Annotated in this window: 27 protein-coding genes and 1 other annotated feature; of the genes, 7 read left to right on the top strand and 20 right to left on the bottom strand. The window is 37.6% G+C overall.

Features of this window, described 5'->3' with window-relative positions; genetic code table 11:
- The first annotated feature begins 76 nt into the window (after positions 1 to 76).
- Genes AB3I12_RS07430 through AB3I12_RS07445 form a run of 4 tightly spaced genes read left to right on the top strand, consistent with a single transcriptional unit; the run spans position 77 to position 4775 of the window.
- Positions 77 to 1534 (top strand): rhamnulokinase family protein, encoded by a 1458-nt coding sequence (locus AB3I12_RS07430; protein WP_081248804.1) that lies wholly within the window; start codon positions 77 to 79, stop codon positions 1532 to 1534.
- Entirely contained in the window at positions 1521 to 3302 is a 1782-nt protein-coding gene (locus AB3I12_RS07435) for an L-fucose isomerase (RefSeq protein WP_063626540.1), read from the top strand. The genes AB3I12_RS07430 and AB3I12_RS07435 overlap by 14 nt, the downstream gene beginning before the upstream one ends.
- Before the next feature lie 21 nt (positions 3303 to 3323).
- A complete protein-coding gene (locus AB3I12_RS07440; RefSeq protein ID WP_010738454.1) occupies positions 3324 to 3962 on the top strand; it encodes an L-fuculose-phosphate aldolase in 639 nt (212 codons plus the stop codon).
- A gap of 54 nt (positions 3963 to 4016) precedes the next feature.
- Complete coding sequence (locus AB3I12_RS07445) at positions 4017 to 4775, top strand: DeoR/GlpR family DNA-binding transcription regulator (RefSeq protein WP_063626539.1); 759 nt, start codon at positions 4017 to 4019, stop codon at positions 4773 to 4775.
- A gap of 196 nt (positions 4776 to 4971) precedes the next feature.
- Here the strand turns inward: AB3I12_RS07445 and alsE are convergent, their stop codons facing one another.
- The 10 genes from alsE to AB3I12_RS07495 all read right to left on the bottom strand — a co-directional run bounded on the left by alsE (position 4972) and on the right by AB3I12_RS07495 (position 13274).
- Complete coding sequence (gene alsE / locus AB3I12_RS07450) at positions 4972 to 5688, bottom strand: D-allulose 6-phosphate 3-epimerase (protein ID WP_010720078.1); 717 nt, start codon at positions 5686 to 5688, stop codon at positions 4972 to 4974.
- 70 nt (positions 5689 to 5758) lie between these two features.
- Positions 5759 to 6856, bottom strand: coding sequence for a PTS fructose transporter subunit IIC (locus AB3I12_RS07455; protein ID WP_010720079.1), 1098 nt, complete (start codon positions 6854 to 6856; stop codon positions 5759 to 5761).
- Positions 6857 to 6874: 18 nt separating this feature from the next.
- Complete coding sequence (locus tag AB3I12_RS07460) at positions 6875 to 7198, bottom strand: PTS fructose transporter subunit IIB (protein ID WP_010720080.1); 324 nt, start codon at positions 7196 to 7198, stop codon at positions 6875 to 6877.
- Between the two features lie 21 nt (positions 7199 to 7219).
- Positions 7220 to 7672, bottom strand: coding sequence for a PTS sugar transporter subunit IIA (locus AB3I12_RS07465; RefSeq protein WP_010720081.1), 453 nt, complete (start codon positions 7670 to 7672; stop codon positions 7220 to 7222).
- Between the two features lie 19 nt (positions 7673 to 7691).
- Complete coding sequence (locus AB3I12_RS07470) at positions 7692 to 8003, bottom strand: PTS fructose transporter subunit IIB (protein WP_010720082.1); 312 nt, start codon at positions 8001 to 8003, stop codon at positions 7692 to 7694.
- Positions 8000 to 8440: a PTS sugar transporter subunit IIA gene (locus AB3I12_RS07475; protein WP_010720083.1), complete on the bottom strand. Its 441-nt coding sequence runs from the start codon at positions 8438 to 8440 to the stop codon at positions 8000 to 8002. The genes AB3I12_RS07470 and AB3I12_RS07475 overlap by 4 nt, the downstream gene beginning before the upstream one ends.
- Positions 8430 to 9914 (bottom strand): PRD domain-containing protein, encoded by a 1485-nt coding sequence (locus tag AB3I12_RS07480; RefSeq protein WP_063626538.1) that lies wholly within the window; start codon positions 9912 to 9914, stop codon positions 8430 to 8432. Before AB3I12_RS07480 ends, AB3I12_RS07475 begins: the two co-directional genes overlap by 11 nt.
- 341 nt (positions 9915 to 10255) lie before the next feature.
- Positions 10256 to 11395 carry an AI-2E family transporter gene (locus tag AB3I12_RS07485; protein WP_034699501.1) on the bottom strand — a complete coding sequence of 380 codons (1140 nt, stop codon included), beginning with the start codon at positions 11393 to 11395 and terminating at the stop codon, positions 10256 to 10258.
- Positions 11396 to 11713: 318 nt separating this feature from the next.
- Entirely contained in the window at positions 11714 to 12427 is a 714-nt protein-coding gene (locus tag AB3I12_RS07490) for an MgtC/SapB family protein (RefSeq protein ID WP_010720086.1), read from the bottom strand.
- 145 nt (positions 12428 to 12572) lie between these two features.
- Entirely contained in the window at positions 12573 to 13274 is a 702-nt protein-coding gene (locus tag AB3I12_RS07495; RefSeq protein WP_063626537.1) for a glucosamine-6-phosphate deaminase, read from the bottom strand.
- A 429-nt stretch (positions 13275 to 13703) separates the two neighbouring features.
- Between AB3I12_RS07495 and AB3I12_RS07500 the strand changes: the two genes are divergently transcribed.
- The gene (locus AB3I12_RS07500; RefSeq protein ID WP_063626536.1) at positions 13704 to 15233 is read left to right on the top strand and encodes an ABC-F family ATP-binding cassette domain-containing protein; all 1530 of its coding nucleotides are present in this window, start codon (positions 13704 to 13706) and stop codon (positions 15231 to 15233) included.
- Between the two features lie 341 nt (positions 15234 to 15574).
- Here the strand turns inward: AB3I12_RS07500 and AB3I12_RS07505 are convergent, their stop codons facing one another.
- From AB3I12_RS07505 to rplK, 10 genes are all read right to left on the bottom strand, one after another.
- Positions 15575 to 15901, bottom strand: a complete 327-nt coding sequence (locus tag AB3I12_RS07505; RefSeq protein WP_063626535.1) for a type II toxin-antitoxin system PemK/MazF family toxin — start codon at positions 15899 to 15901, stop codon at positions 15575 to 15577.
- Positions 15902 to 16135: a hypothetical protein gene (locus AB3I12_RS07510; protein WP_063626534.1), complete on the bottom strand. Its 234-nt coding sequence runs from the start codon at positions 16133 to 16135 to the stop codon at positions 15902 to 15904.
- Between the two features lie 403 nt (positions 16136 to 16538).
- Positions 16539 to 17723: an MFS transporter gene (locus AB3I12_RS07515; RefSeq protein ID WP_010720091.1), complete on the bottom strand. Its 1185-nt coding sequence runs from the start codon at positions 17721 to 17723 to the stop codon at positions 16539 to 16541.
- 176 nt (positions 17724 to 17899) lie between these two features.
- Positions 17900 to 18577: a TVP38/TMEM64 family protein gene (locus tag AB3I12_RS07520; RefSeq protein WP_010720092.1), complete on the bottom strand. Its 678-nt coding sequence runs from the start codon at positions 18575 to 18577 to the stop codon at positions 17900 to 17902.
- A 395-nt stretch (positions 18578 to 18972) separates the two neighbouring features.
- A complete protein-coding gene (locus AB3I12_RS07525) occupies positions 18973 to 19344 on the bottom strand; it encodes a hypothetical protein (protein WP_231105531.1) in 372 nt (123 codons plus the stop codon).
- Positions 19345 to 19733: 389 nt separating this feature from the next.
- On the bottom strand, positions 19734 to 19949 hold the full coding sequence (locus AB3I12_RS07530) for a Spo0E family sporulation regulatory protein-aspartic acid phosphatase (RefSeq protein ID WP_063626533.1): 216 nt from the start codon (positions 19947 to 19949) through the stop codon (positions 19734 to 19736).
- A gap of 145 nt (positions 19950 to 20094) precedes the next feature.
- Positions 20095 to 20463 (bottom strand): 50S ribosomal protein L7/L12, encoded by a 369-nt coding sequence (rplL, locus tag AB3I12_RS07535; protein ID WP_010720148.1) that lies wholly within the window; start codon positions 20461 to 20463, stop codon positions 20095 to 20097.
- A 52-nt stretch (positions 20464 to 20515) separates the two neighbouring features.
- Positions 20516 to 21019 (bottom strand): 50S ribosomal protein L10, encoded by a 504-nt coding sequence (gene rplJ / locus AB3I12_RS07540; RefSeq protein WP_010720149.1) that lies wholly within the window; start codon positions 21017 to 21019, stop codon positions 20516 to 20518.
- Positions 21020 to 21197: 178 nt separating this feature from the next.
- Positions 21198 to 21323, bottom strand: a sequence feature (ribosomal protein L10 leader region).
- 79 nt (positions 21324 to 21402) lie between these two features.
- The gene (rplA, locus tag AB3I12_RS07545; protein WP_010720150.1) at positions 21403 to 22092 is read right to left on the bottom strand and encodes a 50S ribosomal protein L1; all 690 of its coding nucleotides are present in this window, start codon (positions 22090 to 22092) and stop codon (positions 21403 to 21405) included.
- Between the two features lie 103 nt (positions 22093 to 22195).
- The gene (gene rplK, locus AB3I12_RS07550) at positions 22196 to 22618 is read right to left on the bottom strand and encodes a 50S ribosomal protein L11 (RefSeq protein ID WP_010720151.1); all 423 of its coding nucleotides are present in this window, start codon (positions 22616 to 22618) and stop codon (positions 22196 to 22198) included.
- Between the two features lie 530 nt (positions 22619 to 23148).
- On the opposite strand from rplK, the gene sdaAB reads away from it, so the two are divergent.
- Entirely contained in the window at positions 23149 to 23817 is a 669-nt protein-coding gene (gene sdaAB, locus AB3I12_RS07555; protein WP_010720152.1) for an L-serine ammonia-lyase, iron-sulfur-dependent subunit beta, read from the top strand.
- Positions 23818 to 23830: 13 nt separating this feature from the next.
- Entirely contained in the window at positions 23831 to 24697 is an 867-nt protein-coding gene (gene sdaAA, locus AB3I12_RS07560) for an L-serine ammonia-lyase, iron-sulfur-dependent, subunit alpha (protein ID WP_063626532.1), read from the top strand.
- Positions 24698 to 25021: the final 324 nt, after the last annotated feature.

A 25021-nucleotide genomic window follows, 5' to 3' on the forward strand; every position in this document is an offset into this window, starting at 1 on the left:
AAAATATGTAAGCGTTCTATTATATGATTATAACCGAAGCAGATTTGCTATCCACTTAGAAAAGGAGGAAAAATCTATGAGTACGATCTTAGCCTTTGATTTAGGTGCTACCAGTGCGCGAGGTATCGTTTTTTCCTTAATGAATGGTCAAATCAAGGAAGAAAAAGTTTATCGTTTCACTGATTACCAAATGATTGATTCCAACAAAGATGAGATCCATTGGAATATTGAGAAAATCATGACGAATATCAAGGAAATCATTACTTTAGCAACTACAGAATATGTCATTGAAAGTATCGGCATCGATACATGGGGCTGTGATTTTGGTTTGATAGATAAAAAAGGACAGCTAGTGCTACCACCACTTTGCTATCAAACTATGCTGAAAGAACCTAATTTACATTATGGTGGGGATTTACCAACTCACTTTCACGAACGTACAGGGATTCCAAATGCATCGATCAATACCAGTTCCCAACTACTCTACTTGAAAGAACATTATCCTGAGCAGCTAAATAAAGCAAGTACTCTTTTGATGATGCCTGATCTGATCCATTTTTTATTAACAGGTACGATCTTAACAGAATCTTCAATCGCCTCAACCAGTCAATTATTCGATATCGATAAACATCAATGGGCATCCGACCTTATTGAACAATTAGGGATTTCCCCTTCCTTGTTCTCAATGATCGTTCTTCCATATACAAAAATCGGTTTGATAAATCTAGCCGAAAAACAACTTCCGATTCATTCGGTGATGTCCCATGATACTGCTAGTGCGATCTTTGCTTTACCAACCAACGATCACTCTTGTTTCTTTTTATCCTCTGGCACCTGGTCTGTTCTAGGAGAAAAATCAGAAAGAGGAATTTTGGTCAATCACCCATTAGATACGAACTATTCTTATGAACAAGCCGGTGATGGAAAAATATTAAAACTCAAAAACATGTTAGGAATGTGGTTCATTGAGGAAGCTTTAGCGTTCAGCAATCAAACCCAGTCAACCACGATCCAACAGATCCAAGACATGCTACTTACTGCTGAGCCGATTCATTTTTTCTTTGATAACGAACAGCCTGAATTTTTGAGTAAAGGTCAATTTGTAAAAAAATTGCAGCAATACGGAAACCAACATCATTTTTCATCAATTGAAGAGCCACAACAATTGTTTTTAGCCATCTATCAAAATCTAGCATTTAAATACGCTGAAACGTTCGATAAATTAGCAGGTTCCGCTCCTTTCACTAAGCTATATTTATTTGGTGGTGGGAGTAAATCACACTTTTTGACTCAACTAACAGCCAATTTAACGCAAACGACGATAGAAGTCTGCTATTCTGAAAATTCAGCTTTAGGTAATGCGTTAGCCCAATTTTTAGCGATCAAAGCAATCAAAAATAGAGAGGAATTGGTGACACTCGTCACAGAAAATTATCCACCAATTTCTTTTTTCCCAGAAGTTTCGACACCCTTTGAACAAACGTACATCAACTATAAACAATTTATGAGGAGGAACATCAATGAATTATCCTAAAATCGGCATTAGACCCACGATCGATGGCAGACAAGGAGGCGTCCGTGAATCATTAGAACAACAAACGCTGGACATGGCGCGTCGAGCAAAAGAATTGATCGAATCATCCCTTTATTACATGGACGGCACTCCAGTACAGTGCGTTTTACCAGAACAAACGATTGGCGGTTACGCCGATGCCAGCTTTGTTGACGATGGTTTTGCCCGTCAAGATGTAGTTGCTACCTTAACGGTGACACCTTGCTGGTGCTATGGCACAGAAACGATCGATTTACGGCCAGATACCTTTAAGGCGATTTGGGGATTTAATGGTACAGAACGACCAGGAGCTGTTTACTTAGCTGCCGCTATGAGTGGCTATGCGCAAAAAGGAATCCCTGCCTATAAGATCTATGGTGAACAAGTCCAAGATAGTGACGACAAGTCGATTCCAGCTGACGTCCAAGAAAAAATCTTACTCTTTGCACGTGCGAGTGTGGCTGCCGGGGAAATGAAAAACAAATCTTATGTGAACATTGGTGCTTCTTCGATGGGAATTGCCGGTAGTCAAATCAATCAAACCTTTTTTGAAAAATATCTAGGAATGCAAGTCGAATATGTGGATATGACTGAAGTCTTACGTCGGATCGAACTAAATATCTTTGATCCGAAAGAATATGACACCATTAGAACTTGGATCAAACAATATTGTCAGGAAGGAATCGATATCAATGCAGGCAAGTCATTCCCTGAAGTCATTACAAAATCACGCTATATCGCTGAAGAAGATCAGTGGGACTTTATTGCCAAACAAACACTAATCGTTCGTGATCTTTTATTTGGCAACCCTGAACTAGCCAAATTGGGTTGGCTGGAAGAAGCAAAAGGCAGAAATGCCATTGCTGGAGGGTTCCAAGGACAACGACAATGGACCGACTGGCTACCCAATGGCGATTTTATGGAATCTATTTTAACCAGTACTTTTGACTGGAACGGCCCTAAACAACCCGTCTCATTCGCTACTGAAAATGATACCTGTAACGCTGCTGCTATGTTATTTGGCTCTTTATTGACTAATAAAGCACCGATTTTTTCCGATGTCAGAACCTATTGGAGTGCGGAGTCAGTGGAAAGAATCACTGGGCACAAATTAACGGGTAAAGCACAACATGGCTTAATCCATCTACTGAATTCAGGTGCGAGTGCTTTAGATGGCAGTGGTGGAAGTATCGATCACGAAGGTAATCCAACGATGAAAGAATTTTGGAATATGACGAAAACCGATATCCAAGCCTGCTTAGAAAAAACAAAATGGTGTCGTGCTAATTATGAATACTTTAGAGGCGGTGGCTTCTCCAGTCAATACCATCTACAAGCAGAATTACCTTTAACGCTCATTCGTTTGAATATCGTTGAGGGTGTGGGACCAACTTTACAAGTAGCAGAGGGTTATTCCTGTTCATTACCTGATGAAGTCCATGACATCTTAAACGAACGAACCGATCAAACATGGCCAACACTCTGGTTTGCACCAAACTTAGGTGAAAAAGGCTTTGAAGATGTGTATACGATGATGAACCACTGGGGAAGCAACCATGGCGCTAGTGTCCACGGTCACGTAGGCGCAGAACTACTGACATTAGCCAGTATGTTGCGCATTCCCGTTTCACTTCACAACGTACCTAGTGAAAAAATCTTTAGACCCCACGCCTTTTCTGGTTTCGGAACAAAAGATTTAGAAGCAGCTGATTTCAATGCTTGCCAAACATTTGGCCCCTTTTATAAATAAGATGATGGAAGAAGGATTATGATGTATTCAATACAAAAACAAGAATTGATCGATTATGGAAATAAATTAATAGCAGATGGCTATACCTTAGGAACAGGCGGAAATTTAAGTACGTATATCCGTCAAGATGAAGTGATGCTCATCACGCCTTCTGGAATCCCATTTGATAAAATCGAATTACCTGACATCGTGACCATGCGATTAGATGGCACGATCGTTCAAGGTCATCGTCGCCCTTCCAGTGAATGGCGAATGCACGGGATCATGTATGAAAAGCGGGAAGATCTGGACTATATCATCCATGGTCACACGATTTATTCCACTGCCCTAGCGGTCCTCAGACAACCATTGCCTGCATCACATTACATGATTGCTGTTGCCGGTAAAGATGTTCGTTGTGCAGACTATGCTTCATTTGGCACGGAAGAATTATCTCTAAATGCCTATGAAGCCATGAAAGATCGAAAAGCCGTTTTATTAGCAAATCATGGCGTTTTGACTGGTGGAAAGACAATGACTGAAGCCTTTGCCGTTTTAGAAGAATTAGAATATTGTTCAAAAGTCCATATCATTGCTTCAAGTGTTGGCAAACCAACCTTGATGTCTGAAGAAGAAATGGCAAATATGGCGATTCGTTTTAAAACATACGGACAAAAATAAGTTTCTTGTGGTACACTTTAGTCATGTTAGACCAGTGGTTAAGGAGGGATAGCCATGACTGAGTCACGAAAAGAACAAATCTTAACTTTGCTAAAAAAATATAAAAAATTAGATAACTCAGAACTGCAAAAACAGTTGTTTTGCTCTCCTTCGACTTTAAGGCGTGAATTAGTCGCACTTGAAAAAGATGGGATCATCCGTCGTTACCGTGGTGGTGTCGTTTTAGAAGTCGAAAGAAATCACGTCATCTCAACAAATTATTGTGAAAATGTCATGGTTCAAGAAAAAGAAAAAATTGCGGAGATCGCTAGCACATTTATTGGACCAGGAATGAGTCTTTTTATTGACTCAAGTTCAACTGTGAAACAGCTGCTTCCCTATTTAGTTAAACTGTCAAATCTCGTTGTCATAACCAATGGCTTGAAAATCGCCTATGAGCTTTCTCAAGCTTGTACGGAAGATTCCAAAGTTTTTATGCTGGCGGGTGAAGTAATCAAGGATGCCGAGAGCGTTGTTGGGGACTATGGGAATTCTTTCTTAGACCTTTTTCAAATCGATTTATGTATTTTTAGTTCGACAGGAATTGATTTATCAGGGATCTATGAAGCTAATTTTGCTCAAGCCTTAGTGAAAAAGAAGGTAATGTCTAGAGGAGATAAAAGTTTGTTATTAGTCGACTATACAAAATTTGATAAAAAACATGCGTATAAATTTTCTGATTGGACCTCTTTTGAATACATCGTCACGGATCAACAACCAGCAGATGATTACTTACAACTTGCATTGAAACACGATACCGAATTTCTCTATTGATCGATCATTTTTGAGAGATCGTGACAGAGGTACCTAAACCTAAGTACGCAAAATAAACCAAAGAATCCAAAAAATAGATTTCCCTATTTTTGAAGTTCTTTGGTTTATTTTTTGTTTATATTCTCAGCATTTCTTACACGGGTATTGCAAGAAAAGCGTATTTATTCCCTAAAAGTAATTTTTGATTCTTGTATAGCTATAGACTGTACGCATTTATACTATTTGATTCGACTGTTTTTCCAGTCATCTCTTCAAAATCTTTTTTCATGATCTCCCAAGAAGTTTTGATATCCTCATCTAAGCCGAATAATCCGCTACGCCCAATAATATAAATATCTGGATTGGCTTGATCAATTCGCTTAAATGATTGACGGTTAGACGAACCATCCATTTCGATCAAATAATGATATCCTTTTTCTTGCCGTAATTGTCGTAATGCGGTGATTTTATCTAATGTACTTTCGATAAATCGTTGACCAGCAAATCCTGGATCAACTGTCATGATCGTTACTTTATCAACTAATTCGATATAAGGAAAAATCGTTTCAATTGGTGTTTCAGGGTTTAAGACTACTCCAGCTTTTAAGCCAGCATCATGGATTTGATCAATTAAACGAAAAGCTAAACCATCAAGTAATTCAGCATGCATACAAATCCACTCACATTTTTGTTGGATTAGTTGATTTACCCAAAAACTTTGATCGCTGACCATTAAATGAGCAGACATAGGTAATTGACTGATTTTACGTACTTCATCGATGAACCATGGCGATAATGTAATGTTCGGAACGTAATGGCCGTCCATGATATCGATATGGTAAGAATCAACATGTTCATTCAAAAATTCGATTTGTTCTTTGAATTTATCTAAATCCATCGTCATTAAGGATGGTGAAAAAGCTACTTTGCTCATTGAAAAAACTCCTTTATTCTATAATTTATCTACACTATAGCGACACCTTTTAACTAATTTGCTTTATCGCTTAAAAGATTTGAATGTCATCTAAACGAATGTCTTCCTCTTCTTTTTCTGGGACTGTTGTGACTTCCTCACCAACATCTTTCTTAATGATGGCTAAAACAACCGCTGTCACGATCACATTGACTAAAATGGCGATAACGCCTGCCCAAGGACGTGACATCGTTGGGATCATTAAAACGCCTCCAAAAGGAACCGTTGCATCTGCACCTAAGATCATAGTAGTCGCACCACCAGCAAAGCCCCCGATTGCAGTTGCTACAACCCCACGAACAATATCATTCATCACTAGCGGGATGACCCCTTCAACGATATTGATCACACCCATAGGAACTGCTGACTTTAAGGTTTCCACTTCAACCTTTGTATAAATGTTTTTGCGGAAAAGTTTAGCTATGAAATAAGCCAAGCCAAAACCGATTGGTGTAGCGGTATTCACAAGTTGTAAAGCTGTAATAGGACCGTTCACGCCTTCTGCTTGCATCGTTAACACAAAAGCAAAAACTGTCTTGTTGATTGGTCCACCATAGTCAACACCACTTAGTAAACCGATCACTCCCCCAAAGATCAACAAGGAAGAGTTTCCTAATCCATCCAAGAAGTTCGTTAGTAAAGAAGTGAATGCTGCGACTGGAGCTCCAATCACATAGACCATCACTAATCCACCAATAAATGAAGCAACAAAAGGAATAATCAATGTTGGCATCAAGCCTTTTGCCCAATTTGGCACTTTGAAATATTTTAAAATTGCTAAAACAAGATAACCAGCTAGATAACCACCTAATATTCCACCAATAAACCCTGCACCGATCGCATTAGCTGTTAAACCAATAATAAAGCCAGGAGCAATACCAGGTTTTCCAGCAATCGAGTAAGAAATCCCCGTAGCAATCACGACTGGTAATAAGCCTAAACCAGCACCACCCATCGTTGCTAAGGCATCAAAAAATGAAAATTCGCCTTGCACCAAAGTTCCTTGGCTCGTTCCACCAAATGCCATCCCAATCGCAATCAGAAATCCCGCACCACACACAATGGGAATTAAATAAGAGATGGCAGTTAACAAATGCCCTTTCAGATTCAGCTTCTTTATCTTTTCCATCAGTCTTCCTCCTTATTTTTATGAAATACTTTGCTGTACTAACACTTCTTGCGCTTTTTCAATCAATTTATTGGGTGATTTCACCGCAATCTCAGTTGGTACTTGGATGATTCTTTTCCCTTCAAAGCGTTCTCGACCACTGATTTTCACGTCAACTGCTAAGATTACCAAATCTGCTTCCTTGATTTGTTCGGGCGTTAATTCATTTTCGATCCCGATGGTTCCTTGAGTTTCTACGTGCATCTCATGTCCTGCTTTTTTTGCCGCATTTTCTAGTTTCTCTTGGGCAATATAGGTGTGGGCAATCCCCACAGTACAAGCTGCTACTCCAACGATTTTCATCTTTTTATCCTCCTTTGATTTTTAGCTGAATGCTGCGACCACTTCATCTGCATCTTTTGCTTGGATCAATTGCTCGATTACTTCATCATTACCTAGTTTCCTAGCAAATAGCGAAAGTAACTTCAAATGTTCTTGTGCCCCTTCGTTATCATCCCCCACTGCAAATAAAATAATTCCTTTGACTCCCTTACCATCTAATGATTCCCACGGAATTTCATTTTCTGTAACACCGATTGCTACACCAATTCTATCTACATAAGGACTTTTCCCATGAGGAATGGCAATATAATTGCCGATCCCAGTTTGTCCTTCTTCTTCTCGCGCATAGATATCTGCCATGAAGCCATCTACATCTGTAATATAATGATTTTGCAATAACACCGTTGCCAATTCTTTGAGTACTTCATCTTTCGTTTCCCCCACTAAATTGGTCTTAATATTATTTGGATCAATGATTTTTGCTACTTCTACCATCAAATTTCACTCCTATTCTTTACTGTTTTACGACTTCCATGGCTTTCTCAATCAACTTATTTGGTGATTTGATCGCAATTTCAGTCGGTACTTGGATGATCCGCTTTCCTTCAAACCGTTCTCGACCACTGATTTTTACATCCACTGCTAAGATCACCAAATCTGCTTCTTTGATTTGTGCAGGCGTTAGTTCATTCTCGATCCCGATGGTTCCTTGGGTTTCTACGTGTATCTCATGCCCTGCTTTTTTAGCTGCATTTTCTAATTTTTCTTGAGCAATGTAGGTGTGGGCAATCCCCACGGTACAAGCTGCTACTCCAATGATTTTCATTTGTCATTTCTCCTTTCGTTTCCATCGATTGTTTCCAGTCTTTTTCCTTCTTTTAAAGTTTCGATTACTTGTTCATCTGCTAGTAGGCGCATAAAGTTTGCTATTTGACGCTTGGTTTCGATTTTTTCTTGCGGTGCCAGAAATACCGCAAGAATCAACTCGACTTGTTGGATGGCTGGGTTCCAGTTCGCCATTCTTTGTTTCAATGGTAAAATAATGACTTTTGTTGCTTTGACTAATTGGTTTTCAATATGAGGTAGAAGTACCCCTTCATCAATTTGAATATCTCCAGTTTCCTCGCGTTCCAACAATGCTTGTACGATTTGTTCTTTTTTTATTCCCGTTTCTGAATCGACTTGCTGTGCTAGCCATTCATAGACTTCATTTCGTGAATGGAATACTGTTGGAGGAACATATTCGAGCCAATCATCTTTCATTGTATATTTCCTCAATCTTTCGTTGGATTCTTAACTGATCATCTGCTGTTAACATGCCACTAACAAGTAGTGTACGTGCAGGTAACGAATCTTTGATTCCAATGGTGGTTAAAATCAATTCAATTCCGGGATTTTTTTCTAATGCCGATTGGTAATTCTTGGTGGCAATTACATCAACGACCGCCAGTTCAGGAAATTTCTTATTGATTTTTGCTCTTAATAATTCTGAAGTACCGATCCCTGTAGTACACATGATCAGTGTTTGAATCGGTAGTTGCTGTGTTTCCAACATCCGTGCAAAATATAATGTGATAAAACCGATTTCATCTTGATTGATCAAAGGCAGCTGATACTTTTTGCTAACATCTTTAGAAACAACTGATACATTTTTATAAATCTCTTCATAGGTCAATTGAATTTGTTCTAACAATCCGTTTTTGACATGGATATGATTTTTTAACCGATTGAGCATTGGTTTGATGTGATTGGCTAGATCAACAAAAATCGCTTCATTCGCCACCTTCAGATTGATTTTGTCGCCCACCTCTTTCAGGTAATAAGAGGTAATTTCTGATACTTTATCTGGAAAAACCTGTTTCTTTTGCGTTGTTTTTTCCATCCGTGAGGATACTAGATATTGATACAAATAATAGACTTCGTTCATCGGTAAGCGAGTAACGAGATAACGTTCCACGTTTTGGATCACGATCATCGCCATCTCATAAATTGGACTTTCGTGGTCTAACGATTGAAGTTGTTCGGTAGATAATTCGATTTCTTTGATTTGGTAATTCGTCTTTCTGGAACGGCTGATCATGATGTACAGATGTGAAAAAATATTGACGTTATAAGGATAAGGGATTCCACCGCCTAATGTTTTTTCAATCAATTTCAATTGTTCTGATACAAACAACACATCGTAACGATTAAAATTCAACTCTTTTGTTCGATTGATTTCATCAATATCAAGAATATTCATCCGCCAGATGACTTCGGCGATCCCTCGCCGAATATTTGTTTCTGATCCTTGGATCGCAAGCGTGCGATTTTTACGGATCAGTTCAAGATCAAACTTTTTTATTTTCTTAGCTATCTGCTTTTCATCATTGGCAATAGCAGAATCACCAACATAATAATCTCTGAACAGCTCAGTGATTTTAAGTGCTTTAGGTGAAACCATTAGCAATTCTTCCATTACTCGATCTTGACGTTCAGCAGGCGATAGCTCTACAGAGGGTTTATTCAGCTCATTGGTTTGTTCGATAAACTTCCCATAATCTAATTTGTACCCCCGACCTTTTTCGGCTAGGATCAAGTGACCGTTAGGAAATTCAAGATTGATTTTCTTTATCAAACGGTAAATTGTTTTGGTCGAAGTTTCTAATAGAATGGCTAGTTCTTCTGAAGTCATATAATCTTTTTGTTTTGATAACAAAAGGATCAACTTATTTTCTCGATTCATCTGACTAGTCATGTTTCATCCCCCCTGTGTATCTTTATCATAAGACACATTATTTATTTTGTTTCACTGGACTTTGTCCATTGCAACAGACAATTTTGTATGCGTTTTCTTTAACTTTGTTATCCGTTACTTACTTTTTACGAAAGTGTAAGAAAGATTTTGTTTATTATAGTCTTTTTTAACTTATTATGGGAAAAAATTACTCATTTTCAAACAATCCCAGGATCCCATAAGAATTTTAACAAAAAAAGAGAGTCTAGGACGTTTTCCTAGACTCTCTAATAAATAGTGAATGGTGTACAAAATTACTTAGTGACTACTGTTGTGCTACCTTCTACTTCTTTATAGTACCTTTAATTTTCACGTCCATTCGTTTTTATCTCTTGGATCGTTGGTTCCACACCAGAATCAAACTTTCGCAATAAGTAAATTTTTCTGATATTCAAGACTAATGTTTTAATGACAGCATACACCGGAATACAAATCAACATTCCTAGAATCCCTGCGACACTGCCAGCACCGATCAACACTAAGATAATCGTTAATGGATGCATATTCATGTTTTTCCCAAATAATAACGGTTTGATTACATTTCCATCTAATTGTTGGATAACAAGGATCGAAAGCGCCATGTATAATGCTTGGAATGGTGAAACAAATAGACCAACGATCACTGCCGGGACAGCACCAATAAAAGGTCCCACATATGGAATAATATTGGTGATACCACAAAATACAGCTAACAATAAACTATATGGTTGTTTAAAGATGGTCATAGCAATAAAACTCATGATACCAATGATAACCGCATCAACGATCGTACTACTGATATATGCCGATAACGTCTCATTTAGTTCTTTGACCGTTTGACGTACTTCACCTCGAATCCCTTGTGGAAAGAATTTTGCTAAAGCATCGATAAATTTGTGTCCGTCTTTAAACATGAATAATAGAATAAAAGGCACGGTAAACAGTAAAACAAAAAACTGCATCATAAATGAAAAAACTTTAGAGACACTGCTGGATAAGCTTACCAATACAATATTGAACAAATTACTCAACGAAAGATTAGCCGAAGCTAATTGTTCTTCAATATTGAAATTTTTGATTTCCTCACGCTGTGCCAATTCATTGAGCCATTTACTTGTCTCTTCCGCATACATCGGCAAACTTTTAGTCAACTGGATCGTCTGTTCTGCCAATTGAGGAATCACATTCATTATCGCTAAAACCGCTAGTACGACTAGAACAACTAGCGTTAATATGTATCCATAAACCCTTGGGATTTTTCGTTTTTCCAAAAAAACAACGACCGGATCAAACATATAATAGAAAAATCCAGCAACCAGCAATGGCAATAAAATCGCTGATAACATTTTTAACACTGGACTAAAGACATTTGGCATCTGTAAAATAAAATATACCCCAATAATCGTCAGTACCAACTCAACAGTCCAAAATAATAATTTTGAATTTTTAAACTTTTCTTGCATACATCTCCTCCAACTCTTGATACTTTCATTTTATCATTTTATTAGAATTAAAGCGCTCTTTTCTGATAAACAGCTACAAAAATATTCTTTCTTTTTCTAATTACTAGTAGCTAATTTTCAAATTTAAAAAACTTCTAAGCTTAATGACTGAAATCATTATCTAAACAAATGCAAATAAATCAAAAAAAGACACCAAAAACGCTCATTGGCTAAAATAGGAAATACTCTCTTAGCGAAGGAGCGTTTTTTCTTTTGTAACCGACTCTTCATAAAACCAATGTGTGAAAAGCCTTATATTACCAACTGAAAGGAATTGTTTCATTGTGCCACACTAACTAAATGAAGCTTCATGATATTTTTATGGACAGATAACTCTTCAATGACATCTGCATACGTCATGTCCTTTGGTAAGTCAATTGTATAAATATTTTTATATACCCGATAATCCTCCACGAAATCCACGTCAAAATTTACGTCTTCAATGATAATTCCTCGTTGTTCAAAATACTCGGTCAAGAAATCTTTGGTTTCTTTCCGATGAATATATTGGATTTCTAGTTTTTTGGTCGTTGGTACGTGGATAATTTTTTTGACAACCGTTAATGCAATCACGATCCCGATAAAACTAATGATCGCAATCCAATAAAATCCCATACCAATGGCGATTCCTAGTCCAGCAATCGCCCACAGGGAAGCAGCTGTGGTTAGCCCGGTGACTGATTGTTTCGTCACAATGATCGTGCCAGCTCCTAAAAACCCAACGCCACTAACGACTTGTGCAATCAAACGTGCTTCATCTGAGCGAATCGTACCAACTAGTTCTGGGTATTCTAACGCATCACGTAACGCTTTACTTGCAATTTCCACTTGGATCAACGCAATGATACAAGCACCCATACATACTAAAATATGCGTCCGCATCCCTGCTGGACGATTTTTATATTGCCGTTCAAATCCAATCGCCCCGCCAAAGATCAATGCAATCCCTAGTCGTAAGATGATTTCTGGGACCGATAAGATCATCTCATCCATATAAATCCCCTCCAAACCAATATAGCATGTTTCGCAACTTCAAACAAAGCAAATCACCCCATTGCTTTGTGCGACAGATTAAAAATCTTATTCGATCAAAAAAGGGAGCTGAAAACGAGCAGCCCCCCAAAATTTTTATTTATTCTTATAGTTTGCTTCCTGCTGCATCATCAATAATCACGATCACGTTGTCGTGTTCTTGTAAAGCACTTGCTGGCAAATCAGTGGTCATTGGTCCTTGAATCATTCCTTTGATTGCATCTGCTTTGTTTTCACCATAAGCAAGTAAGACAATCTCTTTTCCTTTTAAGATCGAACCAATCCCCATTGAGACAGCTTTTGTTGGAACATCTTCTGCCTTTTCAAAGAATCGTTTATTCGCATTGATCGTTGATTCTGTTAAGTCCACTACTGAAGTTGTGCCATCAAATGGTGCACCAGGTTCATTAAATCCGATATGTCCATTTTGACCAATTCCTAGAATTTGGATATCGATTGGATGTTGTTCAAGGATTTCATCGTATTCTTGACAAGCCGCTTCAAGATCAGCAGCTTTTCCATCTGGTACATATGATTCTTTAAATGGTTTTTTATCAAACAATTGGCTATTCATAAAATGACGGTAACTTTGATCATCTGAACCGCCTAGTCCAACGTACTCGTCTAAGTTTACAGAAGTCATGTCACTGAAATCCAGATCGCTTGAAGTCATTTCTTTGTATAAAGTAATTGGCGTACTACCTGTTGCAAGACCTAATACTTTTGCCCCATTTTCCATGCCTTTTTTAATAAATTCAAAAGCTTTTTTTCCGCCCTCTTCAGCATTTTTCACTCGAATGATTTCCATAACGACTACTCCTTTGTTTTTGGTATAGCCCAATTATAGCACGACTTGTCTTTTTTTACAATATTAGTATAGACCAAAACCGACGATTTTCGTTTTCTTGACAATCTTGTCCCTTGCATGTTAGGTTGCATAAGATAACCTATCGCATGTCCTTTAAACTGATACTATTAGTATACGTTTTTTATAATTAAAACATTAAAGACCAAGAAATTTAGAAAACAATCGCTACTTCTCATTAACTGAGAAACGATTTTCTAAAAGACGAGCAACTTATTTAAAAATTTTAACTGACATGTTCTCCTAGATTCGTTCGATCATGTCGAATGATCCTATAGTATGTTGAACAACTTCAGATCAGCTTTTTTATTTGTTTTGCTTTCTTCTATTAGTCTTCTTAACATGCATAACATTATTAGAAAGGAACAGAACATGAGTCTTTTAACATTAACAAATATCACGCAACAATTTGGAGATAAAATCTTATATGAAAATGTACAACTCCAAGTCAATGCTGGAGAACATCTAGGATTGATCGGACAAAATGGAGCTGGCAAAAGTACGTTGATCAAGATCATCACAGGAGAAATTCTACCAGATGATGGACAAGTCCATTGGCAAAAAAATATCCATAGAGGCTATTTAGATCAATATGTAGCGGTGGATGAAACATTAACCATCGAAGAATTTTTAAAAACAGCCTATTCTGATGAATTTAAAAAAGAAGCATTGATTACCCAACTTTATCAAGAATATAGCGAAACAATGGAAGAGGCATTACTCGAAAAAGCGGGAAAGCTTCAAACAGAATTAGACCAAGGAGTATTCTATCAAATTGATACCTTAGTCGCTGAGATGAGTAGTGGTCTAGGCATTGACGTTTTAGGATTGTCCACTCCTCTAAAAAAACTGAGTGGTGGTCAACGTTCCAAAGTGATTTTGGCAAAATTACTCTTAGAAAATCCCGATGTTCTGATCTTAGATGAACCAACCAATCACTTAGATGACCAACATATCCAATGGCTTACTCAATTTTTACAATCATTCGAGGGCGCTTATATCGTGATTTCTCATGACCAAGAATTTTTAGATAAAATCACAACCCATATCGCTGACATAGAATTTGGTAAAATCACCAAATATACGGGTCATTTAAAACAAGCATTACGACAAAAAGAACAAAACCGTGAAAGTTATCTACGCCAATTCCATGCCCAACAAAAGCACATCGAAAAAACCGAAGCTTATATCCGAAAATATAAAGCTGGTTCTCGCTCTACCATGGCAAAAAGTCGCCAAAAACAATTAGATAAAATTGAGCGATTGACTCCGCCTGCCTCAACAGCTAAGCCAATCTTTGATTTTCCTTATTCTCCGATCGTAACGACATTGGCTGTTGAAACGACCGATTTAGTTATTGGGTATGACCGACCTTTGCTTTTGCCGATCAACCTAACCATCCGCTTTGGTGAAAAAGTGGCGATTCGTGGATTTAACGGTATTGGTAAATCCACACTTTTGAAAACCTTGATTGGTGAAATCGAACAACTAGCCGGCGAATATCACTTTCCCGACAACACAGCGATCAATTATTTCTCACAAGATCTCATTTGGGAAAAACCTTTAGAAACCCCCTTACAATATCTAGGCGCACAGTTTCCTAAAGCAACCGTTAAAGAATTAAGAAGACAACTAGCCAAATCTGGTTTAGTCAATCAACTAGCTAGTGAACCACTTTCTACTCTTAGCGGTGGTGAACAAACCAAAGTAAAATTGGCACAACTCACGATGAACCAAGGAAACTTATTAATTCTTGATGAACCAACGAATCATATCGATCATGAAACAAAAGATAGCTTACAAACCGGTATCAAGCATTTTCCTGGGACGGTGATCATCGTCTCTCATGAACAAGAATTTTACCAGGATTTAGTCGATCGAGTCATTGAAATCGAGGGATAAAATTGACTAAATTCTCTAAAAATAGATTATGTACATCATTTAACACCAGCCTGTCTCCTCTACACAAGAACCCTTGTGTGGATGGGGGCTATTGCTGTTTAGATCATCGTTTTTTACAATCTTCTCTCTTTTCTTAATTGTCCAGGTAAACATCGCCCCAATTTAGAATCGTTAAAAAAACGGTAGACTCATTAAGTGTCTATTGTATCTTCATTCGCCAAAGTTCGAAGATGGTTACTTTTTTCTACATGGTCAATTATTAGCAAAACCAACGTCGTAAAAGCGGTGAGTAATCTAACTTTTTCTAAAATGGAAATTACTACTTTACCCGTTATCTCCTACTAAATAAACATCCCTATCACTTCCACCACTTCAATCCACGTCAACAAATCACATTGTTCAATTTTTTCAATATTTCTTGTGGTATAATCAACCGATCTTAATTGGTGTGTAGCTACTTCACCCACTATTTTCTGCGGGTCTTTTATTTCAATATATGTTGCAAAGTTCCTCTTTGTAGAAGTGATAGGACAAACTAAGCAAAAACCTGTACGCTCATTAAACTCGTCTCTACTAACTACTAACGCAGGTCTACGCTTTCTTATCTCTTTACCTTTAGAAGGGTCAAAGTCGATCCAAATAATATCCTTTTGTTTTGGATATTTCATCTAGTATTCCTCGCCTTCAAGTTTCATGCTCTCCCATTCGGATTCTTCGGCTGTAATCGATTCTCTAAAACCTTCCCAAGCCTTTTCGTTTTTAAAAATATCTTCTTTCTTAGGTTTCAATATATATGCTTCTCCTACTTTCAAAATAGTAAATAATTCTCCCACTTTTGGAGATATATCCTTCGGGAAAATTGCCCCCACAGAATTACCTATTTTTCTTGCTACTGTTTCCATATCTTTCATCTCCAATCCTTTTGTTAAATTAAGTTTAACTCAGTTTAACGAAATTATCAAAACATATTTTTCAAGTGAATAGATTTTTATGGAAACAACTCATTTTCATATGAAAATGTTATACAAATTAAATATAAAAATTTCTAAGTAGTCTACTAAATATTTTTTTGGATTTTTCATAATATAACTGGTACTAAACAAAGTGATTTTATACTATTGAACGTATCCATATTATTTTTTCGTTGGAAGTTGCACGAAATTTTCTAATAACTGTGGTTGATCGCGAAATCAGTTATAGAAACTCCCAAATAAAATAGGATAGAAGTATATTAAAAAAGTAAGCGAAAGAATCGAAAAACGACTTTCGAATCCTTCAGCTTACTTTTCAAGTTGGACACTTCTATCATGACCGCTTTTGAAAAATGATGTATTGACAAATATAGGCACATAATTGAAAGGCTAAACCAGTAAGTGTTACGCCGAGCCAACCAAATTGTTGCCACATCGTTGTGCCTAGTAATGAACCAGTAGCACCACCAATAAAATACATAAACATAAATACTGTATTATTCCGATTACTTGCTGCTTCGCCTAGTCCTTGTACTCGTGTCTGATTTGCCACTTGCCCAAATTGATTCCCGACATCTAACAGAATAATTGCCACTAACAAAACGACTAAATGACTCCCTGCAACTAATAAAGCAACAAAACTGAGCGTTTGCATCGCAAGTCCCATTCCGACAATCTTTCTCTCGGAATAAGAATCAGACAACCGGCCAACAATCGGTGCAGCTACTGCTCCTGATAGTCCAAAAATCGCCAAAATTCCTGCTTCAAATGTTCCCCAATGGTACACCGGACTACTGATATAAAAAATCAATGTTGACCAAAAAATCGAAAAAGTTCCAAACATAAAAAAGCCACTAATAGACGCTTCTCTCAATAAGCGTTGTGTTTTCACTAAATAAGGTAAACTTTTTAAGGAATCAAGATACGATACAGATGAAGTTGTTTTTATTTGCGTTCTTGGCATTTTCCAATACAATAATCCGGTCAAGATAGCCACTAACACTAAAGCAAAAAGATAAATCATCCGCCAAGAAAAGAGGCTTGCTACAATGCCCGAAACCGTCCGTGAAAGTAAGATCCCCACTAATAAACCGCTTAACAAGGTCCCCATCACTTTTCCTCTAGCCTTGGGCCCTGCCAATACTGCTCCATAGGGAATAATGATTTGGGGCACGATCGATAATAAGCCGATCAAAAAAGAAGCACACGCAAATAATGTAAATGACGGTGCAAAAAAGGCCGCTAACAATGAAATCGCAGAGAGTGCAGCCATTCGGATAATCAACTTCGGACGATCGACTACATCCCCTAATGGCACCAAAAACAACAAACCTAACGCATAACCAAGTTGAGTCAACATCGTCAAAATACCAATCGCACTAGTGCTAACCGATAAACTGGTTGCCACTTTCGTACCGATCGGTTGGATATAATACATATTCGCTACTACCACACCACAAGTAATTGATAAGAGCAAAATCAGTGAAGATGTTAACGTCGTTTTTTCATTTTTATCCATTTATCTCCCTCATTTCCTTTATTAGTTTACAACTTCTAAGAAAAATTGGGAATAGGAAAGTTCAGTGTTTTACTACTTTATGAAACATAAGTTATCGTGAAATTAAAATAAAAATGAATCTTAAAAGTATAGAACGAAATCAAAGGGATATTTCTTTTAATCATTGATAATATCAATTATTTTACATGTCGTTTTCTACGATCCTTGTAAATAATTACCACTAGAAGTGTCAAAATAAGGACACTAGCTACTAACAACAAAGCCGTCTTACTATAGCCATGAAATAACGCTTCGCCTCCACAAGCATAAAGAATTGAGGAAGGAATCACGCCAATCACGATTGATAAAATGATGTCACGAATTTGTAGATTTAACGTCATCGCTGCAAAGTTGATAACGGAAGAAGGGATCACAGGAACCATGTACCCCACCATTACGCCAATTTTGGGATGTTTCATATTGCGGATCGCAGTTACCCAGCGATTGGATTTTTTTGAATGATCAAACAGCTTTAAATGTTGCATTAAAAAAATCGATAACATATTCCCAAAAGCATTACCAGAGACATTGATTAAAGTTCCTAGCAACGGACCATAACTTAAACCTACCAATACACCGATGACAGAAGTAGGGATACCTGGAACAGCACACATCACGCTGATCAGTAATATCAAAAAGAGCGCTGTCCGAAAGCCATGTGATCGAATCTGATCCAGTAATGCTTGTCGACTGGTCTTGGGATCCAAAAACATTTGGATATCCGTCTGATACTCCAAATATAAACGATAACCAATAAATAGAATCAAAAGGAGTCCAATAATGATTAAGAAAACACGTAGTTTTTTTGTTTTCATTTTTTCACCTGCCTAAAATAATCCATCTTCTATTAGAGTATCACAAAAATAACCATGAGTCTTTTTTATTCATTTTACGCTTTTTATCACATTGGTAATTATTCAGAAGTATGAGAAAAAGAGTCTGGGGAATCACTTTAAAAACGGGTAAACGGTATTCAAAGAGCTGCCCTTAGGCGATAAGTCAAAAAATCTCAAAACATGGGAAGCTGTTTCAAAAAATTCTTTCTTATTGTCATTGGAGCTACCCGATGCTTTCACAACTTCATTTTCGCGGTATTCCAAATTCTATCAGAAAATAAGCCGAAGAACACCAAAAATAGGGGATGCTATTTTTGGATTCTCCGGCTTATTTCTCAGAGCTAGACACTTCTGTCACAGTCTCTTCTGTTCATTTATTTTCCTTTTTTATGTGTTTGAAAAAGTCTTTTTTTTATCGTTAATCTGGCAAAGAAAATAACCAAAAGGATTCCTAAGATAATTAGATAGGGTATGAATGTAAGTGTTATTTCTTCTAACCCAAAATGATCGAATATTTTTTTTAATAAATAATCACTCAAAAAAACGAGGAAAAGCACACGAAACGTTCCCCAAGCTTTAGCATTTGGTAGCATCTCAACCATACCGACAACAACAATAGGTACTCTAAAATAAATTTCATTGAGAGTAAATGAGTGATGCCCTTTCAAAATGAATTCTACACTTCCTATTAAAATAAACAATACAAGAAATACACCTATTATATATCTGGAATCGAACTTTTTCATCATTACACCTTACTTACATTGTTTTATATTCTGTTCCAATAAAAACAGTCTGCGAATCATTCCACATTTCCCGAACGTATAATCCAATCCAACCGTTCCCATTTGTATCTAGTGCTGCTCTCCAGTTCTTAATCTATCATGATATCTGGCGGGCTATGAGTTGGCAATATGCTGAAAAATAAACGACAATGGTCTTTCTCGGCTTCAATTACAATGATAACATACGCAAAAGAACGAAATAATAGATATTTAAGACTTCGAGACCGCTAAAACAACCTCTCATTCCTGCCTCACTATCATCCCACTCCTAAAAAATGAGCTTTTTCTTTCGGAAAATCTTTAATGTTGGAATAAAAAATAACACCTAATCATTAGCTGATTAAGTACTATTACCAAATATCTAAGTACAAAATATCTAATGCGTGTCTACCGTCTTCTGAAAGATTATAGTTCTCATCAAAGGATTGAAGGATATGAAAATCTTCAATTTTATCGTAAATCTGCACAACTTCATCATCCGTATAATTACGATCTTGAATAATGACGTTCAATTTAGTTTTCAAAAACTGGATATCTGCAGGGCTTAGCATTTTATAAAGTTCCATCTTTTACTCCTTATTTCTTTTTTAGAGACATTGGATAGACTGTCATCCTTCAAACATTATCAGTCCCATAAATTATAGAGCCAAAATAAAAAAGCATTGAAACCCTATCATATCAAGGGTCTCAATGCCAACTAATTTCGAAAAATTATTTAACAGTTACAGATGCGCCAACTTCTTCAAGTTTAGCTTTTAATTCTTCAGCTTCTTCTTTAGATACGCCTTCTTTAACTGGTGCAGGAGCTCCGTCAACTACAGCTTTAGCTTCTTTCAAGCCTAAGCCAGTTGCTTCACGAACTGCTTTGATAACTTTAACTTTTTGGTCTCCAGCTGCAGTTAATTCTACAGTGAATTCTGTTTGTTCTTCAGCAGCAGCAGCGCCACCAGCAGCAACTGCAGCTACAGGAGCAGCAGCAGATACGCCAAATTCTTCTTCAATAGCTTTAACTAAGTCGTTAAGTTCTAGGATAGTTGCTTCTTTTAACTCAGCAACAATGTTTTCAATGTTCATTGCCATTATAATTTCCTCCGTTTTAGATGTTCGTATTTTTATTTATGCTATGCGGCTATTAAGCTGCATCTCCATCTTCTTTGTCTGCCACTGCTTTGACAGCGTAAGCCACGTTGCGGACTGGCGCTTGTAGTACAGATAGCAACATAGATAGAAGTCCTTCGCGGTTTGGCAATTTTGCCAATGCTGTGATTTCTTCCAATGAAGATACTTTACCTTCGATGATACCGCCTTTGATTTCTAATGCTTTTGCTTCTTTAGCAAATTCGTCCATGATTTTCGCTGGTGCTACAACGTCTTCGTTACTAAATGCAACGGCTGTAGGTCCAGTGAATACTTCGTCTAAGCCTTCTAATCCAGCTTTTTTAGCGGCACGTGAAAGGATTGAGTTTTTGATAACTTTCATTTCTACGTTTGCATCACGAAGTTGTTTACGTAAACGAGTCACTTCATCAACAGTTAAACCACGGTAGTCAACTACGACTACAGAAGCTGCTGCTGTAAATTTTTCGCTCACTTCATCAACGATTGCTGCTTTTTTTGCGATAATTGCTTCACTCATTTTTGAGTTTCACCTCCTGAATTTTGATGGAAGAGTTTTTACACTTGATCATTGACCAAGTATTGTTCATCATCTACTCACTTCGTTCTTAGTGATTCATCATGCTTCGCTTGAGAGGGAACTTCGCTCACTCTGTTCGCCAAGTATTGTTCATCATCTACTCACTTCGTTCTTAGTGATTCACAATAAAAAAACTCTATGCCACCGTAGACATAGAGGGACTATTGAAAGTATTCAATAAACGTCCTCGGTAGGAAATTAAGGCTACGCCACCTACTGTCTTCGGTACAAGTTAATTATTAACCTCAACTAGCTTAGCATGCTAAACTAGTTGAGTCAAGAATTATTTTTCAGTTGGATCAATCAACGTTCTAATTCAAGAATTAGAAAGAAGCTTGGTCTACATGGATACCAGGTCCAAATGTTGTTGTAACTGTGATATTTTTCATGTATTGACCTTTAGCTGCTGATGGTTTAGCTTTCACTAATACATCATGGATTGTTGCAAAGTTTTCAACTAATTTTTCATTGTCGAATGATACTTTACCGATTGGTACATGGATGTTTCCAGCTTTGTCTACGCGGTAAGTAACTTTACCAGCTTTTACTTCGTTAACAGCTTTTGTTACGTCCATTGTTACAGTACCTGTTTTAGGGTTTGGCATTAAGCCTTTAGGTCCTAAAACACGTCCTAGACGACCAACAGTTGCCATCATATCAGGTGTAGCAACAACTACGTCAAAGTCAAACCATCCGTTTTGGATTTTTTGAACCATGTCGTCGTCACCAACGAAATCTGCACCAGCTGCTTCAGCTTCTTTTGCTTTGTCTCCTTTAGCAAAAACTAAAACAGTTTGTGTTTTACCAGTTCCGTTTGGTAATACTACAGCACCACGAATTTGTTGGTCTGCTTTTTTAGGGTCTACGTTCAAACGGTATGCAACTTCAACAGTCGCGTCAAATTTTGCAATGTTTGTTTCTTTTGCTAAAGCTACAGCCTCGGCAACAGGATAAACTTTACTTGAATCAACTTTTTTTAATGCGTCTTGCATTTTTTTGCTCTTTTTAGCCATTTTGGTTCCTCCTTGATTGTGGTTATAACGGTTGTACCTCCCACGTGTTCTATATCTTTCAATACAGAGCCAACTGAGAAGCTACTTTCTTAGGGTGTAGCGATTATTCTACAGTGATCCCCATGCTTCGTGCAGTTCCTTCAACCATGCGCATAGCTGCTTCGATATCAGCTGCGTTTAGGTCTTCCATTTTTAATTCAGCGATTTCTTTTACTTGATCGCTAGAAACTTTAGCAACTTTAGTTTTGTTTGGTTCGCCTGAACCTTTATCGATTTTTGCAGCTTTTTTCAATAATACTGCAGCTGGTGGTGTTTTTGTAACGAATGTGAATGAACGGTCTTCGTATACAGAAATAACAACCGGAATGATTAAACCTGCTTGATCAGCTGTACGAGCGTTGAATTCTTTAGTGAATCCCATGATATTGATACCCGCTTGACCTAGTGCAGGACCTACTGGTGGAGCTGGAGTTGCTTTACCTGCAGGAATTTGCAATTTAACGATTTTTTCTACTTTCTTTGCCACGAGACATACCTCCTTAAGTCCGTGATGTGGTTAATTGGAGATGCATATTTCTCCTCCCACGTTTTCACTCATAATCCTTCGATTATCAGTCAAAATAATGCATATGACAATGCACACTGATACAGTATAGCAAATATATTCTATTTTTCAAGATTTTTTTCTGATAAATGTTTAATTTATTGCTTGAACCTCTAAAAAAAACTAAAAATCAACAGGAAGTCCACCTCATCTTCCTTCTTTTGTGATACACTTACGCTGAAAAGAAAACAAGCGAAAATACATAAGGTATCACTACCGCTCACTCATTAGTAATTTATGCTTTCTTCTATTTAAAAATATAAAAATATTGTTCGATATATTTTCATAGCTATCATTGATACGTTCCTTAGATTAATGCACACTTGTGAAATATTTATTTAATTTAACTAATGTAGTTTATGGTTCAAAAATGATGAGGAAACGAGTAAGTGAGCTATACACAGTTCACTTACTTTTGCTGGGGTGTTTATCTATTTTAAAGAGGTGGAAAAATGAAAGAATTAAGATATCGTAGTGTTTTTGACATTATTGGTCCAGTCATGATCGGTCCAAGCAGCTCTCACACTGCTGGAGCTGCTCGAATCGGCAAAATCGTCCGTAGTATTTTTGGGGAACAACCAGATTCTGTGGATATCTATCTTTATGAATCATTTGCAAAAACCTATCGGGGACACGGAACAGATATCGCCTTAGTTGGTGGTTTGTTAGGCATGGAACCAGATGATGAGCGTCTGGCAGATTCACTGCAGTTAGCTTATGAAGCAGGAATGGAAGTTCTCTTTGTGCCTAAGGGTGAAAAAGCTGAGCATCCTAACTCCGTTAAACTATTGTTGAAAAAAGGAAAACGGAAACTTTCAGTCACTGGTATCTCGATTGGTGGCGGAAATATCCAAATCTCGGAATTAAACGGCTTCAAAATCTCATTAAGCATGGGAACACCGACCTTTATCATCGTTCATCAAGATGTACCTGGGATGATTGCTAAAGTAACGAATATCCTTTCAGAAACAAATACAAATATCGGTACAATGACTGTTACACGAGAATCAAAGGGTGAAAATGCCATTATGATCATTGAAGTAGATGATCCACAAGTAGATGATACCATCAGTAAACTAACGCAATTACCGAAGATCGACAGCGTTAATTATTTTGATTAAAGGAGGAAGAAAGATGTTTTTCTCTATTGAAGAGTTGGTTCGCCAAGCAGAAAATTATCCTAGTGTCGCAGAATTAATGATTGCTGTTGAAATGGAAATGAGTGGTCGTCCACGGGAACAAATCATTGCAATCATGGAAAAAAACCTCAGTGTCATGGAACAATCCATCACTGAAGGAAACGAAGGTGTAACGTCTGTGACTGGAATCACTGGCGGTGATGCCCAAAAACTAGCTCGTTACTTAAAAGAAGCCGACTTTTTAAGTGGTGAAACCATTTTGTCAGCAGTCCGCAACGCTATCGCTGTCAACGAAGTAAATGCAAAAATGGGGTTGATTTGTGCCACCCCTACAGCAGGAAGCGCTGGTGTTGTACCTGGTGTCCTCATGGCTGTCCGTGACCGATTGTCTTTGACCCACGAACAACAGATTGAGTTTCTTTTTACCGCTGGTGCCTTTGGATTAGTCATTGCCAATAACGCCTCCATCAGTGGTGCAGAAGGCGGATGCCAGGCAGAAGTTGGTTCAGCAAGTGCAATGGCCGCTGCCGCCCTAGTCTGTGCAAAAAATGGCACGCCCCATCAAGCAGCCCAAGCTATCGCAATTACGCTGAAAAACATGATGGGTCTGATTTGTGATCCTGTCGCAGGCCTCGTTGAAGTCCCTTGTGTTAAAAGAAACGCCCTCGGCTCTTCTCAGGCATTCATCTCGGCAGATATGGCCCTAGCAGGAATCGAAAGTGTCATCCCACCAGATGAAGTCGTCGCAGCGATGTATCAAGTAGGTCGTCAGATGCCAGCCATCTTTAAAGAAACGGCTGAAGGTGGTTTGGCGGTTACACCGACAGCAAAACGTTTAACAGCCGAACTCTTGAATCACTAACAATAGTTTCCTTATAAAAAATGAATAGTTATTTGTTTCATGTGAGGGTGTGTTGATTCCCCTCATTTTGAGCAATAAAAAGAGGCTCTTTTAAAATCGTTTTTCGCATTTTAAAAGAGCCTTTTTTTATTGTCAAAGAGTATTTCTATTTATAAGCCATCGTAAAAACACATGATTTACACCACCTTGCTCATGTTTGCTCATTATAGAAGAACTTTTTTTCTTTTTTTTTGGAAAAATAAGGTGTTAGAGAACATTCATTTTCAAATAAAACGCTTTCTTTGTTTTGTACACTTGTGGTACCAAATACAAAGGAGTGATAAA

The sequence above is a fragment of the Enterococcus sp. C65 genome (genome assembly GCF_040887165.1).
Lineage (GTDB): Bacteria > Bacillota > Bacilli > Lactobacillales > Enterococcaceae > Enterococcus_B > Enterococcus_B hirae.

What these genes read in the sequence shown, in the direction of transcription:
- AB3I12_RS07430 (WP_081248804.1), top strand. Translation starts at nt 77, where the DNA reads ATGAGTACGATCTTAGCCTTTGATTTAGGTGCTACCAGTGCGCGAGGT.
- AB3I12_RS07435 (WP_063626540.1), top strand. Translation starts at nt 1,521, where the DNA reads ATGAATTATCCTAAAATCGGCATTAGACCCACGATCGATGGCAGACAA.
- AB3I12_RS07440 (WP_010738454.1), top strand. Translation starts at nt 3,324, where the DNA reads ATGTATTCAATACAAAAACAAGAATTGATCGATTATGGAAATAAATTA.
- AB3I12_RS07445 (WP_063626539.1), top strand. Translation starts at nt 4,017, where the DNA reads ATGACTGAGTCACGAAAAGAACAAATCTTAACTTTGCTAAAAAAATAT.
- alsE (WP_010720078.1), bottom strand. Translation starts at nt 5,688, where the DNA reads ATGAGCAAAGTAGCTTTTTCACCATCCTTAATGACGATGGATTTAGAT.
- AB3I12_RS07455 (WP_010720079.1), bottom strand. Translation starts at nt 6,856, where the DNA reads ATGGAAAAGATAAAGAAGCTGAATCTGAAAGGGCATTTGTTAACTGCC.
- AB3I12_RS07460 (WP_010720080.1), bottom strand. Translation starts at nt 7,198, where the DNA reads ATGAAAATCGTTGGAGTAGCAGCTTGTACTGTGGGGATTGCCCACACC.
- AB3I12_RS07465 (WP_010720081.1), bottom strand. Translation starts at nt 7,672, where the DNA reads ATGGTAGAAGTAGCAAAAATCATTGATCCAAATAATATTAAGACCAAT.
- AB3I12_RS07470 (WP_010720082.1), bottom strand. Translation starts at nt 8,003, where the DNA reads ATGAAAATCATTGGAGTAGCAGCTTGTACCGTGGGGATTGCCCACACC.
- AB3I12_RS07475 (WP_010720083.1), bottom strand. Translation starts at nt 8,440, where the DNA reads ATGAAAGATGATTGGCTCGAATATGTTCCTCCAACAGTATTCCATTCA.
- AB3I12_RS07480 (WP_063626538.1), bottom strand. Translation starts at nt 9,914, where the DNA reads ATGACTAGTCAGATGAATCGAGAAAATAAGTTGATCCTTTTGTTATCA.
- AB3I12_RS07485 (WP_034699501.1), bottom strand. Translation starts at nt 11,395, where the DNA reads ATGCAAGAAAAGTTTAAAAATTCAAAATTATTATTTTGGACTGTTGAG.
- AB3I12_RS07490 (WP_010720086.1), bottom strand. Translation starts at nt 12,427, where the DNA reads ATGGATGAGATGATCTTATCGGTCCCAGAAATCATCTTACGACTAGGG.
- AB3I12_RS07495 (WP_063626537.1), bottom strand. Translation starts at nt 13,274, where the DNA reads ATGGAAATCATTCGAGTGAAAAATGCTGAAGAGGGCGGAAAAAAAGCT.
- AB3I12_RS07500 (WP_063626536.1), top strand. Translation starts at nt 13,704, where the DNA reads ATGAGTCTTTTAACATTAACAAATATCACGCAACAATTTGGAGATAAA.
- AB3I12_RS07505 (WP_063626535.1), bottom strand. Translation starts at nt 15,901, where the DNA reads ATGAAATATCCAAAACAAAAGGATATTATTTGGATCGACTTTGACCCT.
- AB3I12_RS07510 (WP_063626534.1), bottom strand. Translation starts at nt 16,135, where the DNA reads ATGGAAACAGTAGCAAGAAAAATAGGTAATTCTGTGGGGGCAATTTTC.
- AB3I12_RS07515 (WP_010720091.1), bottom strand. Translation starts at nt 17,723, where the DNA reads ATGGATAAAAATGAAAAAACGACGTTAACATCTTCACTGATTTTGCTC.
- AB3I12_RS07520 (WP_010720092.1), bottom strand. Translation starts at nt 18,577, where the DNA reads ATGAAAACAAAAAAACTACGTGTTTTCTTAATCATTATTGGACTCCTT.
- AB3I12_RS07525 (WP_231105531.1), bottom strand. Translation starts at nt 19,344, where the DNA reads ATGAAAAAGTTCGATTCCAGATATATAATAGGTGTATTTCTTGTATTG.
- AB3I12_RS07530 (WP_063626533.1), bottom strand. Translation starts at nt 19,949, where the DNA reads ATGGAACTTTATAAAATGCTAAGCCCTGCAGATATCCAGTTTTTGAAA.
- rplL (WP_010720148.1), bottom strand. Translation starts at nt 20,463, where the DNA reads ATGGCAATGAACATTGAAAACATTGTTGCTGAGTTAAAAGAAGCAACT.
- rplJ (WP_010720149.1), bottom strand. Translation starts at nt 21,019, where the DNA reads ATGAGTGAAGCAATTATCGCAAAAAAAGCAGCAATCGTTGATGAAGTG.
- rplA (WP_010720150.1), bottom strand. Translation starts at nt 22,092, where the DNA reads ATGGCTAAAAAGAGCAAAAAAATGCAAGACGCATTAAAAAAAGTTGAT.
- sdaAB (WP_010720152.1), top strand. Translation starts at nt 23,149, where the DNA reads ATGAAAGAATTAAGATATCGTAGTGTTTTTGACATTATTGGTCCAGTC.
- sdaAA (WP_063626532.1), top strand. Translation starts at nt 23,831, where the DNA reads ATGTTTTTCTCTATTGAAGAGTTGGTTCGCCAAGCAGAAAATTATCCT.